Raw genomic sequence first — 17,284 nt, 5'->3', positions numbered from 1 at the left:
CGGCTCAGCCCCGCGGGACCAGGTCCAGCACCACGGCCTCGGGCCGGCACGCGAACCGCACGGGCGCGGACGGCGCGGTCCCCAGGCCGGCCGACACCTCGAGGGGGACGGTCCGCCCCGCGGCCGTCCACGTCGAGACCCCGGAGGCCTGTCGGCGGGGCAGGTCGCAGTTGGTGACGAGCGCGCCGAGGAACGGCACGCACACCTGCCCGCCGTGGGTGTGGCCGGCGAGCAGCAGGTCGGCGCCGTCGGCGGTCATGGCGTCCAGCACGCGGCGGTACGGGGCGTGGGTGACGCCCAGCCGGAACCGCCCGTCGTCGCCGGGCCGCCCGGCGCCGTCGTCGGGCGCGGAGCCGGGGAAGCCGGCCCAGGCGTCCAGACCGAGGTGCGGGTCGTCGGTGCCGGCGGCGAGGACCTCGAGCGTGGTCCCGGCGCGGGTCGGCACGGCCAGAGCGGCGCCCCGGTTCGTCAGGTCGGCCCAGCCGGCGACGCGGAACGCGCCGAACAGGACGTCGGAGGGAAGCCGGGGCCGGTCCGCGTCCATGCGCGAGGGGCCCGCGAAGTACCGGAGGGGGTTGGCCGCCTTGGGCGCGTAGTAGTCGTTGGAGCCGGGCACGAACACGCCGGGCCGCGCCAGCAGCGGCCCGAGCGCGTCGAGCACGAGCGGCACCGACGCCGCGGCGGACACGTTGTCACCCGTGTTGACCACGAGGTCCGGCTCGAGTGCATCCAATCCGCGCAGCCACGCCCGCTTGGCCCGGTGCCGGGGCAGCAGGTGGATGTCCGAGAGGTGCAGCACCCGCAGCGGCGCCGACCCGGCCGGCAGCACGGCCAGTCGGTGCGTGCGCACCGTCCGGGCCTCGGCCTCGGCGAGGCCCCAGGCCAGGCCGAGGCCCGCCGTCGCGGCCAGCCCGGCGGCGGCAGGCGCTGCGGCGCGGAACATGCGCCGGGCGGGGGAGGCGGCGGGGCGCATCGCGGTCAGAAGCCCGGGACCGCCTGGGGCTGCGGCCCGCCCCGGTCCAGGTCGTCGATGGTGAACTGGCGTCCGTCCGGGTGCTCGCCGGCCTCGCCCGGGTCCTCCGACTGCGGGCCGTCCCACTCGGGCAGTTCACCCGGCGGGAACTTCTCCTTGGCCAACTGGTTGTACTCGAGCCAGGACGGGCCGTTGATGGAGGTCGAGTAGAACGGGTTGCGGACCTCGCCGTTGACGGTCTCGCCCGTCATGGACTTCAGGTTGTTGTAGCGGCCGGTCCACACGGCGGTGGCCAGCTCGCTGGTGAATCCGACGAACCACGTGGAGGACACGTTGTCGTTCGTGCCCGTCTTGCCGCCGAACTCGTAGCCGGCGCCCTCCTCGGCGATGTTGAAGCCGCCGATGTGGCGCAGGACCGGCATCAGCTCCCGGACGTGGTCCGGGTCGATGACCTGATCGCACTGCGGGTCGGCGACGTCGTACTGGTTGCCGGCGGTGTCCGTGACCTCCAGGATGGCGCGCGGCTCGCAGTACAGGCCGTTCGCGGCGATGGCGGCGTACGCGCCGGCCAGGGACAGCGGTGCCACCGAGTCCTTGCCGAGCAGGAAGGACGGGTCGTCCGGCTGCAGCGGGGAGCTGTCCAGGGCGCGGGTGATGCCCAGCTGGGTGGTGAGGCTCGTGATGTCGCACAGGTCCAGCTGGTACGCGGTGGCGACGGTCGGGGTGTTCACGGACCAGAAGAGGCCCTCGTCCACGCGCACCTGCCGCAGCATGTCGGGGATCACGTTCTTGAACTGCCAGGTGCCGCCGATCGTGGTGTAGCCGCCCGGGCGGCACGAGGCCGCGAAGCGCGTGCCCGTGGGGTAGACGTTCCGGGAGGCGTCCACGGAGTCGACCAGGCGGTTGCCGTTGCGCAGCCACGTCAGGGCCACGAAGGGCTTGAGCGTGGAGCCGGCCTGGAAGCCCTGGCCGCCGCCCCACTGCTTGTCCACATTGAAGTTCAGCGAGGTGTGGCCGAGTTCGTCCTGGATGGCGTACTCGGTGTTCTGGGCCATGGTGCGGATGTTGCCGGTGCCGGCCTCCACCGAGGTGAGCGCGTGGCCGGCGCCCAGCGACTCGTTGTTGGGCACGGAGGCGCGCAGGTTCTTCTCGGTCTCCTTCTGGAGCGTCGAGTCGATCGTCGTGCGGATGGTGAGTCCGCCGCGGTCCAGCAGGGCCTGGCGGGACTGGACGTCCGGGCCGAACGTGGGGTCGGCAAGGATCTGCCGCTCCACGTAGTCGCAGAAGTAGGCGCCGAACTTGGCGTAGAGGCAGCCCGAGGGGCGGGACTCCATCACCACCTCCATCGGCTGGGCGACGGCGTGGTCGTACTCCTCCTGGGAGAGGTAGCCGTTGTCCTTCATCGCGTTCAGCACGAGGTTGCGCCGCTCCGTGGCCTCCTCCGGATTGCGGGCCGGGTTGAACCGGGTGGGGGACTGGACCATGCCGGCCAGCGTGGCGGCCTCCCAGCTCTCCAGGTCGGCGGCGGACTTGCCGAACACGTACTGCGAGGCGGCCTCGACCCCGTAGGCGCGGCCGGAGAACAGCACGATGTTGAGGTAGCCCTCGAGGATCTCGTCCTTCGACATCTGCTTCTCGACGGCGACGGCGAGCTTGATCTCCTTGACCTTGTCCGCGATGTTCTTGGAGCCGGAGAGGGTGAGGCGGGAGTCGCCGCGGATCTGCTGCACGTTCACCAGCATGTTGTTCACGAACTGCTGGGTGAGGGTGGAGGCGCCCTGCGTGGAGTCGGAGGTGGCGTTGTTCACGGTCGCGCGGATGAGGCCGCGCGCGTCCACGCCGTCGTGATCGTAGAAGCGCTCGTCCTCGATGGCCACGATCGCGTGCTGCATGTGCTCCGAGATCTCGTCCAGCGGGACCGGGGTGCGGTTCTCCTCGTAGAAGAGGGCGATCTCCTCACCGTCCTCCGAGAGGATGCGCGACGGCACGGAGACCGGCTCCGTGGGCAGCTCGTCCGGCAGCTCGTCCAGCATCTCCCGGCCCGACGCGGCGGCGACACCGGCCAGGCCCGCGACGGGCAGCAGGAGGGCCGCCACGAGCAGGCCGGCCACCGCCGAGAGGCCCACGAAGGCGAGGAGGCGGCCGAGGGCGCTCGAGGGCGCGGGGAAGCGGGTCGTGCGGGAGGCCATGGGCGCGAGTGTAGCGCGGGCGCCTGGGACCTCTTCCGGGGTCCGCACCGGTGGCTAGGGTGGGTCCCATGACTCAGCAGACGCAGTGGGAGTACGCCACGATCCCCCTCCTCATCCACGCGACCAAGCAGATCCTCGACCAGTGGGGCGAGGACGGCTGGGAGCTCGTCACGGTGATCCCGGGTCCCGAGGGGAGCAACCCCGTGGCCTACCTCAAGCGTCCGAAGGCGGCGTGAACGTGACGGAGCAGTCCTCGACCCCCACCTGGGGCGACGGCGCCGTCGCGGCCCGTCTCGCGGAGCTCGGCATCGACCGACCCGCCGTCGCGGCGCCGGTCGGCTCCTATGTCCCGGCCCTGCGGGACGGCGACCTCGTGCTGACCTCCGGCCAGCTCCCCTTCGTGGCCGGCGCCCTGCCCGCCACCGGCAAGGTGGGCGCGGAGGTCACCCCCGAACGCGCCCAGGAGCTCGCGCGGGCGTGCGCCGTGAACGCGGTGGCCGCGGTGCACGAGCTGCTGGGCGACCTGGACCGGGTCGCCCAGGTCGTCAAGGTCGTCGGCTTCGTGGCCTCCGATCCCGCGTTCACGGGTCAGCCCGGCGTGGTGAACGGCGCCTCGGACGTGCTGGCCGAGATCTTCGGCGAGGCCGGCCGCCACGCGCGCTCCGCCGTCGGCGTGGCCGTGCTGCCCATGGACGCTCCCGTCGAGGTGGAGATCACCGTCCGTGTCCGCTGACCCGGCCGGCATGCTGCTGCCGGTCCGGGGGCAGGAGGAGGACCTCACCCGCCAGTGGCTGGACCGGCGCTTCCGGCAGGTCCGCCCGTCCCGGCCCGCGTCGTCCGTCGTGCTCGTGCGCGACGGCGACGACGGCCCGGAGGTCTTCCTCCGTCACCGCGCGGGACGCACCCCGCTCGGCCGCGTGGGTCTGCCCGGCGGCGCGCTCATCGAGTCCGACGCCGACTCGTGCCCGTGGTACGGGCCCGAGCCCTCCCAGTGGGCCCGCACCTTCGGGACCACGGACCGGCGGCGTGCGCGGCAGCACGTGGTGGCCGCCGTCCGTGAGCTCCACGACGAGGCCGGAGTGCTCCTCGCCGGTCGCTCCGACACGGACGTCGTGTCCACGGCGCGCATCGAGACCTGGGGCGGGGGCCGCAGCTCCCTCGAGGAGGGCTCGGAGAGCCTGCCCCATCTGCTGGCCGCGCGTGGCCTCGGGGTGCGCGCCGACCTGCTGCGCCCCGTCATGCGCTGGCATTCCGCGCCCCACGTCCACCGACGCTTCGACACGGCCGTGTTCGCCACGATGACCCCACCGCTGCAGTCCGCGCCGGCATCCGAGGAACCCGGTCCCGAACTTCAGGCGTGGGTGTCCGCGCGTCGCGCGCTCGCCGGCCCGCTGCGGCTGCCCGGACCCGCCGGGGCGGAGGGCACGGCACCCTTCGACCAGGTGGCGACCCCGCTGACGCAGGTGATCGTGCGTCGGGTCGCGGCACACCGGACGGCCGCCGCCTTCCTGCTCTCCGTCACGCCCTGTGCCCGGCGCGGCCCCGTGCCGGAATACCACCTGGTCACCGAGGCCGGCGACGACGGCACCCCCCGGATGCGCGTGGAGCGGGCCACCCGGGACTGACCGGGGTGGCCCGCTCCACGGCGGCGGGGGGCGTCAGCGCGAACGCTGGCGCAGACGCTGCAGGTCCAGGATGACCACGGCGCGGTTCTCCAGGCGGATCCAGCCGCGCTGAACGAACTCGGCCAGGGCCTTGTTCACGGTCTCGCGGGACGCGCCCACCAGCTGGGCGAGCTCCTCCTGCGTGAGGTCGTGCGCCACCAGCAGGCCGTCCGCGGCCGGGCGGCCGAAGCGGTCCGCGAGGTCCAGGAGCGCCTTGGCCACGCGGCCCGGCACGTCCGAGAACACCAGGTCCGCCAGGGATTCGTTGGTCTTGGACAGGCGCTGGGCCAGGGCCTGGAGCAGCTGGACCGACACGTCCGGCGACGAGGCGATGGCGCGGCGCAGGTTCTCGTGGCGCAGACCGGCCAGGCGCGTGGCGGAGACCGCGGTGGCGGTGGCGTTGCGCGGGGCGGGGTTGAACAGCGCCATCTCGCCGAAGATCTCACCGGGGCCGAGCACGGCCACGAGGTTCTCGCGGCCGTCCGAGGCGGTGCGGCCGAGCTTGATCTTGCCGGACATGATCACGTACAGCTGATCGCCCTGGTCGCCCTCGTGGAACGCGGACGCGCCGCGGGAGAGCTCCACCTCGGTCAGCTCCGAGGTGAGGATGGCGAACACCTCGTCGTCCAGGTTGGTGAACAGCGGAGCCTTCCGCAGAACCTCGAGATCCATGTGTGCGTGTCCTCTCTGTGGGCAGTTCCTCACACCGCGGCGGAGGAGCCGCCCGGTTCACTGGCGTCCATTGTGCCCCATACCCCAGGGCGGGCCGATACCCTGGATCCTCCACCGGGCGCGCGGGCGGTCCCCGTGCGTGGCCGGTGCCGTCGCATCCGAAGGAGGTCGCCCATGCCGCTGGGTCTGACGTGGCTGGACGTCCTGCTCATCGTCGCGCTGGCGATGCTCCTGGTCCAGGGCCACCGTCGCGGCCTGTGGGTGGTGCTGGGCAACCTCGTCGGCCTGGTCGGCGGTGCCGCGATCGCGTTCTACGCCCTGCCGGAGGTCGCGGAGTTCGTCACCGCGCCGCAGTGGCGGTGGGCCGCGCTGATCGCCACCCTCGTCCTGCTCGTGGCGGCGGGCCAGTACGTGGGCGCCGCCATCGGCGAGGCGATCCGGCTGCGCGTGAACCTGCCGGCCCTGCGACTCGTCGACCGCCTGCTCGGCGCGCTCGCCGCCGGTCTCGCGGGCGCCCTCGTCCTCTGGCTCGTGGCGTTCTCCATCGCGGCCTCCGGCTCCACCGCGGTCACCCGTGAGGTGAACCGCTCGCAGGTGATCACGGCGCTGGACACCGTGATGCCCGACCCGCTCCTGGCCTGGGCCGCCCGCTCGCGCTCCGCCGTCGCCGACCTGGACGTGCTGCCGGAGCTCGAGCTGCCCGCCCCCGTCCCGGAGTCCGACGACGGCATCCGTGCCGCCCCGGCCCCGGCCGCGACGCCGGCTCTGCCCTCGGCCGCCTCCTCCCCAGCCGCCTCCTCCCCGTCCGACACCGCGACGTCCGACTCGGCGACCCCCGAGGAGCCCGACGACGCCGCCGCGGCCTCGTCGCCCACGTCCGCCGCGCCGTCGGCCGCGACGACCGCCCCCGCCTCGTCGGCGTCGACGGCCGCCCCCTCGACTCCCGCCGCCTCCTCGGCGTCGGCCGCCGTCGTCCGGCTGACCGGCACGGCCGCGCAGTGCAGCCAGGTGCAGAGCGGCTCGGGCGTGGCCGTGGCCCCGGACCGCGTGCTCACGAACGCGCACGTGGTCCTCGGCGTGGACGCCCCCACCGTGACGGACCGCGCCCGCGGCGTGCATGAGGCGCGGATCGTCCACCTGGACACGGCGCGCGACCTCGCCGTCCTGGCGGTCGACGACGCGGACCTGCCCGTCATGCCGGTCGGCGCCGAGCTGACGGGCGGCGCGTCGGCCTCCGTCCTGGGCTATCCCGACGGCGGCCCGTTCGCCTCCACCCCCGCGACCGTGCAGGCCGTCGGCGAGGTGCCGCTCGGCGACGTCTTGACCGGGGCCGCGAGCATGGTGGACGTGTACACCCTCGCGGCGGACATCCGCCACGGCTACTCGGGCGGCCCGGTGGTGGACACGGCCGGGAACCTGGCCGGTCTGGTGTTCGCCCGGGCCCCGGGCTCGGACGCCGTCGGCTACGCCCTGACGGCGGACACCATCGCCCCCGTCGTCGCCGCGGCCCCGGGGATGACGGCCACGGTCCCTTCGGGGGACTGCGTCCCGGGCGGCTGAGCCGGCGCCGCGCCACGCGCCTGACGCCCGCATTCCGGACCGGACTGTCCGGCAACGGCCCGTGTCGACTATTGTGTTCTCCGTCACACTCGAGTTTTCCCGACCCCCGGAGGTCCTGCATGTCCAGCACCGTCTCCGCGCCCGCGTCGGCGCCGAAGCGCACCCGGGAGGAGTTCGCCGGCCGGTGGGCCTTCATCCTGGCGGCCATCGGCTCCGCCGTGGGCCTCGGCAACATCTGGCGCTTCCCCTACGTCGCCTATGAGAACGGCGGCGGCGCGTTCGTCATCCCCTACCTGATCGCGCTGCTCACCGCGGGCATCCCGCTGCTGTTCTTCGACTACGCGATCGGCCACCGCTTCCGCGGCTCCGCGCCGCTGGCGTTCCGGCGCCTGTCCCGGTGGACCGAGACCGTCGGCTGGTGGCAGGTGCTCATCTGCGTCGTCATCGCGATCTACTACGCCGCGATCATCGGCTGGGCGATCATGTACACCTGGTTCTCCGTGGACCAGCGGTGGGGCGAGGACCCGGAGACCTTCCTCATGGGCGACTACCTGCAGGTCGCCGACGACCCGTCCCCGTCCTTCGACGTCGTCTCGGGCGTCTTCTGGCCCATGCTCGCCGTCTGGGTGATCACGCTGCTCATCATGGGCTTCGGCGTGCGCCGGGGCGTGGCCCTGGCCTCGATGGTCGGCATCCCGCTGCTCGTCGTGATGTTCCTGATCCTCGTCGGCATCGCCCTCACCCTGCCGGGCGCCGCCCAGGGCCTGGACGCGCTGTTCACGCCGAACTGGGCCGCGCTGGCGGACCCGGGCGTCTGGATCGCCGCCTACGGTCAGATCTTCTTCTCGCTGTCCGTCGGCTTCGGCATCATGATCACCTACGCTTCCTACCTCAACCGCCGCACGAACCTCACCGGCTCCGGCCTGGTGGTCGGCTTCTCCAACTCGGGCTTCGAGATCCTGGCCGGCATCGGCGTGTTCTCCGCCCTGGGCTTCATGGCGCAGGCCTCCGGCGTGTCCGTGGCCGAGGTGGCCGGCAGCGGCATCGGCCTGGCGTTCATCGCCTTCCCCACCCTGATCTCGCAGGCCCCGCTCGGCGCCCTGATCGGCGTGCTGTTCTTCGGCTCGCTCGTGGTCGCCGGCTTCACCTCGCTGATCTCGATCCTCGAGGTCGTCATCTCCGCCGTGAAGGACAAGCTCGGCTGGGGCCGCTGGACGGCCACGATCGTGGTGATCGGCCTGTCCGGGGTGGTCTCCCTCGCCCTGTTCTCCACCACCACGGGCCTGCAGATGCTGGACACCATGGACGCGTTCGCCAACAACTTCGGCATCGTGGGCGCGGCGCTCCTGTCGGTGCTCCTGGTCACCGGTGCGCTGGGCTCGGCCCGTCGCATCACGGCGCACCTCAACGCCGTCTCCTCCTTCAAGGTCGGCCGCGGGTACGTGCTGCTGATCGGCGTGCTCATGCCGATCGTGCTCGCCTACATCTGGCTCTCCTGGATCATGAAGGTGATCGCGGAGGGCTATGAGGGCTACCCGGGCGACTTCCTCGGCGTCTTCGGCTGGGGCATCGCGCTCGGCTCCGTCGCCCTGGCGATCCTGCTCTCCCTGATCCCGTGGTCCCGCAAGTCCAACCTCTACGCCGAGGACCTGGACAGCGAGATCCACGGCGACCTCATCCCGCACAACGCCGTGCCCGAGGGCACCGTCCCCACCGGCGCCCTGCCGGTGGTGCCCGCGGCCGCCACCCGGAAGGAGCTCTGACCGATGAGCACCGCAGCGATCGTCATGATGTCCCTGGCCATCCTCCTGGTGTGGGGCGGCCTCGCGGTCTCCGCCGTCCACCTGCTCCGCCACCCGGACGACTCCTCGGGCGACCTCGCCATCGAGGACGAACTGGCCCCCGCCGTGTGGGAGCGCGAGGATGGCCGTCTCGACGCACGGCACCGGTGAGTCGATGAGGGCCCCCGGTCCGTCCGCAGCGGCCCCGTCCGCGGCCTCGGTCGCCGACGGGGCCGCGGGCGTGGTCTCCGCCTCCCTGCCGGTCGTGGCGGTGGACGGGAGCCTGCCGGCCCCGCCCTACCGGCAGATCGTGGACGCGGTCCTGGCCGGCGTCGCCTCCGGATCCCTCGCCCGCGGGGACCGACTGCCGCCCGTGCGCGCGCTCGCGGCCGAGCTCGGCGTGGCACCGGGCACCGTGGCCCGGGCCTACAAGGAGCTCGAGGCGCACGGCACCATCCGCACCCGGGGGCGCGCGGGCACGTTCGTGGCCGCCTCGGCGGACGCCCGCGCGGACGCCGCGCACCAGGCCGTGCGCCGCTGTCTCGACACCCTGCTCGAACGCCTCGGCTACACGCCCGACGAGGCCGTGGAGCTGGTCCGGCGGGACGCGGCCGCCCGCGCCTGAGCCGGGCCCGCCCACCGACGACGCCGCCCCGGACCGCACACAGCGTGCGGACCGGGGCGGCGTCGTCGTGCCGGCTCAGGCCTTCGGGGCGAGCGTCTCCACGATGCGCTGCATGACCGTGGGGTCGGCCAGCGTGGTGGAGTCGCCCGGGTCGCGGCCCTCGGCCACGTCCTTGAGCAGGCGGCGCATGATCTTGCCGGAGCGCGTCTTGGGCAGCTCGGGGACCACGAGCACGCGCTTGGGCTTGGCGATGGGGCCGATGTCCTTGCCCACGTGCTGCCGCAGCTCGTCCTCGACCTCGGCGACGTCGCGGTCGGCCGCGACGGCGACCGCGGTGAGCAGGACGAACGCGACGACCGCCTCACCCGTGGTCTCGTCCTTCGCGCCGACCACCGCGGACTCGGCCACGGACGGGTGCGCCACGAGGGAGGACTCGATCTCGGTGGTGGACAGGCGGTGGCCGGAGACGTTCATGACGTCGTCCACGCGGCCCAGCAGCCAGATGTCGCCGTCCTCGTCGTGGCGGGCGCCGTCGCCGGCGAAGTACATGCCGGGGAAGCGGGACCAGTAGGTCTCCTTGAAGCGCTCCCGGTCGCCCCAGATGCCGCGCAGCATGGACGGCCACGGCTCGCGCACCACGAGGAAGCCCGCGCTCGTGTCCGTCATGGGCTCGCCGAGCTCGTCCACGACCTCCAGCACGACGCCGGGCACCGGCCTCTGGGCGGAACCGGGCTTGAGGGTGGTCACGCCGGGCAGCGGGGTGAGCATGTGGGCGCCCGTCTCGGTCTGCCACCAGGTGTCCACGATGGGGCAGCGGCCGGCGCCGATGACCTCGTGGTACCAGCGCCAGGCCTCCGGGTTGATGGCCTCGCCCACGGAGCCGAGCACGCGCAGGCTGGAGAGGTCGTACTCGTCCGGGATGTGCCGGCCCCACTTCATGAACGTGCGGATCGCCGTCGGCGCCGTGTAGAGGATGCTCACGCCGTACTTCTGCACGATCTCCCACCAGCGGCCCTGGTGCGGGGAGTCCGGGGTGCCCTCGTAGATCACCTGGGTGGCGCCGTTGACCAGGGGCGCATAGGCGACGTAGGAGTGCCCGGTGACCCAGCCGACGTCGGCGGTGCACCAGAAGACGTCCGACTCCGGGTGCAGGTCGAAGGTGTCGTGGTGGGTGGCCGCGGCCTGCACGAGGTAGCCGCCGGTGGTGTGCAGGATGCCCTTCGGCTTCCCGGTGGTGCCGGAGGTGTACAGGATGTAGAGCGGGTGCTCGGCGTCGTGCCACACGAGCTCGTGCTCGTCGGACTGGCCGTCCACGACGTCGTGCCACCACAGGTCGCGGCCCTCGGTCATCTCGACCTCGGCCTCGTTGCGGCGGACCACGAGCACGTGCTCGGCGGTGTGGCCGGGCGCGGAGAGGGCCTGGTCCACAGCGGGCTTGAGCATGGAGGGCTTGCCGCGGCGGAAGGAGCCGTCGGCCGTGACCACGAGCTTGGCCTCGGCGTCGTCCACGCGGGAGCGCAGGGCGTCGGAGGAGAAGCCGCCGAACACCACGGAGTGGACCGCGCCGATGCGCGCGCACGCGAGCATCGTGATGACGGCCTCGGGGATCATCGGCAGGTAGACGGCCACGCGGTCGCCCTTGGTCACGCCGAGGGACTCGAACGCGTTGGCGGCGCGCCGGACCTCGGCGGCCAGGTCGGCGTAGGTGTAGGTCCGGGTGTCGCCGGGCTCGCCCTCGAAGTGGATCGCCACGCGGTCGCCGTGGCCGGCCTCGACGTGGCGGTCCAGGGCGTTGTACGCGGCGTTGGTGGTGCCGCCGACGAACCACTTCGCGAAGGGTGCGTCGGACCAGTCCAGGACGTCGGTGAAGTCCTGCTCCCAGTGCAGGACCTCGCGGGCGCGGCGGGCCCAGTAGGCCAGGCGGTCCTCGGCGGCCTCCTCGTAGAGGTCGGCTCCGGCCACCGCCTGGGCGGCGAACTCGGTCGGGGGCGGGAACGTGGGGATCTGCTCGTCCATCGACGGGGTCCTTTCGGGGTGGTGCGGTCGGTGCGCGGCACGGATGTGACGCGTCCCACACTAGTCTCCCGCCTCAGCATGCCGCGCGCGGCGTCGTCGCCACAAATCCTCAGGTCCTGTGTGTCGCATCGCACCCAGAAGCGGGGGCCGGACGCGGTGCGGACGTCGGCATGTGCCCCGCTCCCTAGGATGGTCGGACCTGAGCGGATCGCACGAGGGCGGGAGGACGCGCGGATGGAGACGGAGTCGACGGGCACGCCGACCGGGGAGACCCGGCTGGCCCTGGTGCGCCGGGCGCGGCGGATCGACCGGATCCTGGCCGAGACGTACCCGTACGCCGTCGGCGAGCTGGACTTCGAGACGCCGTTCGAGCTGCTCGTGGCCACGGTGCTGTCCGCCCAGACCACCGACGTGCGCGTCAACGCGGCCACGCCGGCGCTGTTCGCCCGCTTCCCGGATGCCCACGCGATGGCGGCGGCCACCGAGCCCGAGCTGCAGGAGCTCGTGCGCTCCACGGGGTTCTACCGGAACAAGGCCTCCGCGATCCTGCGGCTGTCCCAGGAGCTCGTGGCCCGGCACGACGGCGAGGTCCCCGCCCGTCTCGAGGACCTCGTGGCGCTGCCCGGGGTGGGGCGCAAGACCGCGTTCGTGGTGCTCGGCAACGCCTTCGGCCAGCCCGGGATCACGGTGGACACGCACGTCGGCCGGCTGGCCCGACGCCTGGGGTTCACGGACGAGACCGACCCGGTGAAGGTCGAGCACGCCGTGGGCGCCCTGTTCCCGCGCCGGGACTGGACGATGCTCTCCCACCGGCTGATCTTCCACGGCCGCCGCGTGTGCCACGCGCGCCGCCCGGCGTGCGGGGCGTGCCCGATCGCCCGTTGGTGCCCGTCCTACGGCGAGGGGGAGACCGACCCCGAGAGGGCGCGCGCCCTGCTCGCCTACGAGCTCAAGCCCGGCCGGGAGGAGCTGCTCGAGCTCCTGCGCGCGGGGCGGACGCGCCGGGAGCTGCGCGCCCTCGGCCACGGACTGGAGGCCTGAGCGCCCGGCCTGCCCGCCCGCTCAGCCTGCGGTGAGGCCCGTGAGGATCGCGTCGACGGCCCGGCGCGCGTGCACCCCCACGCCCGCGAGCGTGGCCGAGGCGGCCCCGCACCAGTCGTCGTAGCCGAGCAGGTGCAGTCCCGGCACGTCCACCGAGGCGGTCGGCAGGGCACGCTCCGTCGCCGGCGCCCCGGAGGGGCGGCGGGTCAGCTCGAGGCCCCGCAGATGGCGCAGGTCCGCCCGGAAGCCCGTGCACCAGACGACGTCGTCCACCGGGTGCTCGGCGCCGCGCACCCGGGCCGCGGCGCGGCTGGCGGCGGGCCAGCCGTGGCTTGCGCCGGCGTCGTGGTCCCAGCGGACGCCGTCCGGCGTGAGCGCGGTGGGCGCGGGGACCGCGTGGAGCCCGGCCTCGTCGCGGGCGCGGATCACCGAGGGCACCATGACGATGTCCCCGAGGTCGCCCACGCGCGCCTCAGAGCGGCCCAGCACGCGCGCCGAGGCCCGATCGGAGAGCACCCGCCCGTCCACGTCGTCCGGCATGAACCGGGGCGGCCGCCGGGTGGCCCACGTGGTGGCGACACCCGCCAGCAGCAGGTCCGCCGCGATCTGGGCGCCCGAGTTGCCGCCGCCCACCACGAGGACGCGCCGCCCGGTGAACGCGTCGGGGGAGCGGTACGCGGCGGAGTGCCGCTGCGTGCCGCCGAAGCGGTCGGCGCCCGGGAGGGCCGGCACGAACGGGCGGGTGAACGAGCCGGTCGCGGAGACCACCGCGCGGGCGGTCAGGGCCGAGCCGTCCTCGAGCCGCACGGTGAACGGCGGGGACGCGGCGGCGTCGTGCGTCACCTCCGCCACGCGCACGCCCCGGCGCACCGGCAGCCCGTAGCGGTCCTCGTAGTCGGCCAGGTACGCGACGACGTGCCCGGCGTCCGGGGTGGCGGGGCCGGGCGACGGCGGCATGGGTCGGCCCGGCAGGGAGGAATGCTCGGCGGGGGAGAACAGGCGCAGAGAGTCCCAGTGGTGCGGCCACGCACCGCCGGGCTGGGCGGACGCGTCGAGCAGGACGAACGACGGCGGCGGGCCCGGCCGGCGTCCGCCGGCGACGTCCCGCGCGGCCCGCGCCAGGAAGTAGCCGACCGCCAGTCCGGCCTGGCCGGCGCCGATCACCGCGACGTCCACCGGATCCGGGGACGCGGTGGCCGCCGGGGGCGAGGTCAGGGGAGCCGTCATGCCCCGAGGCTACGACCGGCGGCTAGCGTGGGGGCCATGCCTGAGACCCCCGCGAGCCCCCGCCCGACCTCCCGCGACGCCGTCGGGACGTCCGAGGCGTCGCTGACGGGTGCGCGGGACCAGCTGGCGGACCTCGTGGCCCGCTGGGGCACGGCCCCTGCGGACGCGCCCGGTCACCACGACCCGGCCTCGCTCACCACCATCCCGCCCGAGGCCGTGCCGATGTGGGGCTTCGACTGGCCCCGGTCCGGCGATCCGCGCCCCTCCGCCGTGCTGATCCTGTTCGGCGCCCTCGACGACGTCCCCGCCCGTCACGACGCCGGGCGCGTGCACCCGCACGTGGACGTGCTGCTGACCCAGCGCGCCGCCACCCTGCGCCAGCACGCCGGGCAGATCGCGTTCCCCGGCGGTCGCGTCGACCCCGAGGACGGCGACGTCGTGGCCACGGCCCTGCGCGAGGCGCAGGAGGAGACCGGCCTGGACCCGGCCGGCGTGGAGGTCCTGGGCGTGCTGCCGGCGGTGCCGGTGGTGGTCTCCGGGCACGTGGTGCACCCGGTGCTCGGGTGGTGGCGGGACCCCAGCCGCGTGGCGGTGGTCGACCAGGCCGAGGCCGCGGCCGTGTTCCGGATGCCGGTCGCGGACCTGGTGGACCCCGCGAACCGGTGCCGCGTGGCCCGGCCCGGCGGCCGCCGCGGCGAGACGCCGGGCTTCCTCGTGGGCGAGCGCCTGGTGTGGGGGTTCACGGCGGCGCTGCTGGACCGGGTGCTGGGGCTGCTGGGCTGGGACGTGCCGTGGGACGACTCCCGCGTGCGCGACGCGCGGACCCACCGGATCCTGCGCGACTGACGGCTGCGCTCCGCCGTCCGCTCCTGCACAGGCGCCGGAGGGCGGGTTCGTGTCCCCAGCGGCGGGACCGGGGGCGCGGGCACCCGGGCGGGACGGTGGACTGGACGGGCCGGCGGCCGCGGACCGCGGCGGCCGCCCCGACCCGCAGGAGGCCCGCCATGCGCCCGTTCGTCCCCGCCGCCCCGGCCCGCCCGCCCCGGGGCCGACGACGCCGCCCCGCCCCGCCCGAGGGCGGCCGGCGGTTCCTGTGGCCCCGCACCGGCCCGGCCGAGCCGGAACGCACGCGGGTCGCCGCGCCGCCGCTCGCCGCACCCGCAGCGGGCCCCGACGGGCTGGACGCCGCCGTCGTGCGCCGGCGCGTGGCCGAGGCCCGTGCGTCGGCCGCGGACGGCGCGGAGCCGCCGCTGGCCCCGCTGATCGCCGAGGCCCTCGACGTGCCGATCGACGACCCGCGCGTGGCGGCGCTGGTCGATGAGCTCGACGGCTTCGGCCCGCTCGCACCCTGGGTGCGCACCCCGGGCGTGACCGACGTGCTCGTGGACGGCGCGGGCGCGGTGTGGACCGACGGGGACGGGGGCCTCGTCCGCCGCCCCGATCGGCTCGACCCCGAGACCGCCCGGGCGCTCGCGGTGCGGCTGCTGCACCGGGCCGGCCGCCGCCTCGACGCGGCGGTGCCGCTGGCCGACGCCCGCGTGGGCGGCGTGCGCGTCCACGCGGTCCTGCCCCCGGTCAGCGGCGGCGGCACCCTGCTGAGCCTGCGGATCCCGGCCGCCACGACGCCGTCGCTGGCCGCGCTGGCCGACGGCTGGCCGGACGGCGCCCTCTGGGCCGACGCCCTCGAGGCGCTCGTGCGCGACCGCGCCACCGTCCTGGTCAGCGGCGCGACCGGGGCGGGCAAGACCACGCTGCTCTCCGCGGCCCTCGGCCGGGTGCCGGGGGACGAACGGATCGTCGTCGTGGAGGACACGGCCGAGGCCGCACCCGATCACCCGCACGTGGTCGCCCTGCAGTGCCGCGCCGCCAACGCGGAGGGCGCCGGCGAGGTCGGACTGGCCGAGCTCGTCCGCCACGCCCTGCGGATGCGGCCGGACCGGCTCGTGGTCGGCGAGTGCCGCGGCGCCGAGGTGGCCGACGTCCTCACCGCCCTGAACACGGGACACCAGGGCGCGTGGGGCACCCTGCACGCCAACGCCGCCGCCGAGGTGCCCGCCCGCCTGACGGCCATGGCCGCCCTGGCCGGCTGGCGGCCCGAGACGGTGGCCGCGCAGGCCCGCGCCGGCGTGGACGCCGTGCTGCACGTCGCTCGCGACGGCCACGGGCGGCACCCCGTCGAGCTCGCCGTCCCGGACCCGCGCGCCGACGGGTTCGCCCTGCTGCCCGCCCTCACGTGGCTGCCCGGGGCGGAGGCGACGGGCGGGCGGACCGTCGAGGGACCCGGCGTGCCCGCGCTCGCGGCCCGGCTGGCGGTGCGGAGCGGCCGATGAGCACCACGACGGCGGCCGGGCAGGCACGACGGTCGCGCGCTGGGCGTGCCGTGGCGCTGCTGCCCTGGCGGGCGGGGCGGGCGAGGCCGGAGGAGGAGACGGAGGTGCTCGTCGGCGCGCTGCGCCGCTGGGCCGCCCTCGTCTCGGCCGGCCTGACCGAGGAGCAGGCCTGGCGGGAGACCGCGTGCACCCTGCCCGCCTGCGGGTCGGGCCCGGGCGAGGCGGGTGCCGCATGCTGTGCCCATCACCGCGCCCGACGCCGGGCCGAGGCGCTGGCCTGGGATGTGGAGGCGGGGGACGCGATGGCTCATGACGCCACCCTGCACCGGGAGGCGGCGCGCCGCGGCGGGACCCCGTCCTGGCGGACCCCCGCACGGGACCCGGGCTGGGCGCTGGTCGACGCGACGCTCGCGGCCGGGGCCCGGGCGGGCGCGGCCCCCGCAGCCGTGGCCCGGCGGCTGGCCCACAGCCTCGAGGCGGACGTGGACGCGGCCCGGGCCCGCCGCTCAGCCGCGGCGGGGCCGGGCGCGACGTCCCGACTGCTGCAGTGGCTGCCCCTGGGCGGCCTCGGCCTCGCGTGGCTGCTCGGCACCTCCCCGTGGGACCTGGTCCGCTCGCCCTTCGGCGCCGTGGTCGCCGCGGTGGGGCTGCTGTTCTGGCTGGCCGGGCGGTCCTGGACGCGCCTGCTGCTGCGTTCGGCCGCGCGCGAGCCGGCGGCCGTGGGCGCCGCCGTCGTGCTGGACGTGCTGGCGGCGCTGCTCAGCGCCGGCCGATCCCTGCCCGCCGCGCTGGACGACCTCGGCCGGACCCTGCCGGGCGCCCGCGACCTGCGCGCCACGGCGGCGCTGCTGCTCTGGGGCCGGGACTGGGACGAGGCGTGGGCGGGCCTCGACACGGACCCGGTGTGGACCGAGACCGCCGCCCGACTGCGACCGCTGCACCGGTCCGGGATGGCCGGCGCCCGCACGCTGGCCGAGACCGCCGCTGCCGTCCGTCAGCAGACCCGGCGGGCCGACGAACGGGCGGCCGAGGAGCTCGCCGTGCGCCTGGTGATGCCGCTGGGGCTGTGCCTGCTGCCCGCCTTCGTGTGCTGGGGCGTGGTGCCCGTCGTCATGGCCCTGCTCGGGGCGGGACCGGGCTGAGGCCGTGGCGACGCCAGGGCGTCCGGTCCTGCACAGGGCCCCGATCGCCCCGGCCCATCCCCGG

16 protein-coding genes are annotated in these 17,284 nt (G+C 75.1%); 11 read left to right on the top strand and 5 right to left on the bottom strand.

Going from position 1 to position 17,284, the window contains the following annotated elements:
* Positions 1-4 precede the first annotated feature (4 nt).
* A complete protein-coding gene (locus G6R13_RS02755; protein ID WP_020628327.1) occupies positions 5-973 on the bottom strand; it encodes a metallophosphoesterase in 969 nt (322 codons plus the stop codon).
* 5 nt (positions 974-978) lie between these two features.
* Positions 979-3,162 carry a transglycosylase domain-containing protein gene (locus G6R13_RS02750; RefSeq protein ID WP_163720991.1) on the bottom strand — a complete coding sequence of 728 codons (2,184 nt, stop codon included), beginning with the start codon at positions 3,160-3,162 and terminating at the stop codon, positions 979-981.
* Positions 3,163-3,230: 68 nt separating this feature from the next.
* On the opposite strand from G6R13_RS02750, the gene G6R13_RS02745 reads away from it, so the two are divergent.
* The 3 genes from G6R13_RS02745 to G6R13_RS02735 are packed head-to-tail and all read left to right on the top strand — an operon-like array spanning position 3,231 to position 4,787.
* A complete protein-coding gene (locus G6R13_RS02745; protein WP_020628329.1) occupies positions 3,231-3,398 on the top strand; it encodes a DUF4177 domain-containing protein in 168 nt (55 codons plus the stop codon).
* The gene (locus G6R13_RS02740; RefSeq protein ID WP_115165897.1) at positions 3,395-3,895 is read left to right on the top strand and encodes a RidA family protein; all 501 of its coding nucleotides are present in this window, start codon (positions 3,395-3,397) and stop codon (positions 3,893-3,895) included. Before G6R13_RS02745 ends, G6R13_RS02740 begins: the two co-directional genes overlap by 4 nt.
* Positions 3,885-4,787, top strand: coding sequence for an NUDIX hydrolase (locus G6R13_RS02735; protein ID WP_163720989.1), 903 nt, complete (start codon positions 3,885-3,887; stop codon positions 4,785-4,787). The genes G6R13_RS02740 and G6R13_RS02735 overlap by 11 nt, the downstream gene beginning before the upstream one ends.
* 33 nt (positions 4,788-4,820) lie before the next feature.
* Here G6R13_RS02735 and G6R13_RS02730 read toward each other — a convergent pair whose 3' ends face one another.
* Positions 4,821-5,498: a Crp/Fnr family transcriptional regulator gene (locus G6R13_RS02730; RefSeq protein WP_002854021.1), complete on the bottom strand. Its 678-nt coding sequence runs from the start codon at positions 5,496-5,498 to the stop codon at positions 4,821-4,823.
* 174 nt (positions 5,499-5,672) lie between these two features.
* Between G6R13_RS02730 and G6R13_RS02725 the strand changes: the two genes are divergently transcribed.
* The 4 genes from G6R13_RS02725 to G6R13_RS02710 all read left to right on the top strand — a co-directional run bounded on the left by G6R13_RS02725 (position 5,673) and on the right by G6R13_RS02710 (position 9,464).
* A complete protein-coding gene (locus G6R13_RS02725; RefSeq protein ID WP_163720987.1) occupies positions 5,673-7,058 on the top strand; it encodes a MarP family serine protease in 1,386 nt (461 codons plus the stop codon).
* Between the two features lie 119 nt (positions 7,059-7,177).
* Positions 7,178-8,821: a sodium-dependent transporter gene (locus tag G6R13_RS02720; protein WP_163720985.1), complete on the top strand. Its 1,644-nt coding sequence runs from the start codon at positions 7,178-7,180 to the stop codon at positions 8,819-8,821.
* 3 nt (positions 8,822-8,824) lie between these two features.
* Complete coding sequence (locus G6R13_RS02715) at positions 8,825-9,010, top strand: methionine/alanine import family NSS transporter small subunit (RefSeq protein ID WP_036338231.1); 186 nt, start codon at positions 8,825-8,827, stop codon at positions 9,008-9,010.
* Positions 8,982-9,464, top strand: coding sequence for a GntR family transcriptional regulator (locus G6R13_RS02710; protein WP_036314285.1), 483 nt, complete (start codon positions 8,982-8,984; stop codon positions 9,462-9,464). Before G6R13_RS02715 ends, G6R13_RS02710 begins: the two co-directional genes overlap by 29 nt.
* 75 nt (positions 9,465-9,539) lie before the next feature.
* On the opposite strand, the gene acs is transcribed toward G6R13_RS02710, so the two are convergent.
* Entirely contained in the window at positions 9,540-11,480 is a 1,941-nt protein-coding gene (gene acs / locus G6R13_RS02705) for an acetate--CoA ligase (RefSeq protein WP_163720983.1), read from the bottom strand.
* 234 nt (positions 11,481-11,714) lie between these two features.
* Between acs and nth the strand changes: the two genes are divergently transcribed.
* Complete coding sequence (gene nth, locus G6R13_RS02700; protein ID WP_095353853.1) at positions 11,715-12,521, top strand: endonuclease III; 807 nt, start codon at positions 11,715-11,717, stop codon at positions 12,519-12,521.
* A 21-nt stretch (positions 12,522-12,542) separates the two neighbouring features.
* On the opposite strand, the gene G6R13_RS02695 is transcribed toward nth, so the two are convergent.
* A complete protein-coding gene (locus G6R13_RS02695) occupies positions 12,543-13,748 on the bottom strand; it encodes an NAD(P)-binding domain-containing protein (RefSeq protein ID WP_163720981.1) in 1,206 nt (401 codons plus the stop codon).
* Positions 13,749-13,784: 36 nt separating this feature from the next.
* Between G6R13_RS02695 and G6R13_RS02690 the strand changes: the two genes are divergently transcribed.
* The 3 genes from G6R13_RS02690 to G6R13_RS02680 all read left to right on the top strand — a co-directional run bounded on the left by G6R13_RS02690 (position 13,785) and on the right by G6R13_RS02680 (position 17,220).
* Positions 13,785-14,594, top strand: coding sequence for a CoA pyrophosphatase (locus G6R13_RS02690; protein WP_095353851.1), 810 nt, complete (start codon positions 13,785-13,787; stop codon positions 14,592-14,594).
* A 158-nt stretch (positions 14,595-14,752) separates the two neighbouring features.
* Positions 14,753-16,078, top strand: a complete 1,326-nt coding sequence (locus G6R13_RS02685) for an ATPase, T2SS/T4P/T4SS family (protein WP_163720979.1) — start codon at positions 14,753-14,755, stop codon at positions 16,076-16,078.
* Positions 16,075-17,220, top strand: a complete 1,146-nt coding sequence (locus tag G6R13_RS02680) for a type II secretion system F family protein (protein ID WP_230259718.1) — start codon at positions 16,075-16,077, stop codon at positions 17,218-17,220. Before G6R13_RS02685 ends, G6R13_RS02680 begins: the two co-directional genes overlap by 4 nt.
* The last annotated feature ends 64 nt before the right edge of the window (positions 17,221-17,284 follow it).

This window comes from Micrococcus sp. Alg238-R198 (genome assembly GCF_900537135.1).
Lineage (GTDB): Bacteria > Actinomycetota > Actinomycetes > Actinomycetales > Micrococcaceae > Micrococcus > Micrococcus luteus.
The sequence above is the reverse complement of the archived record's forward strand: the minus strand, read 5'-3'. Positions and strand labels throughout refer to the sequence as shown.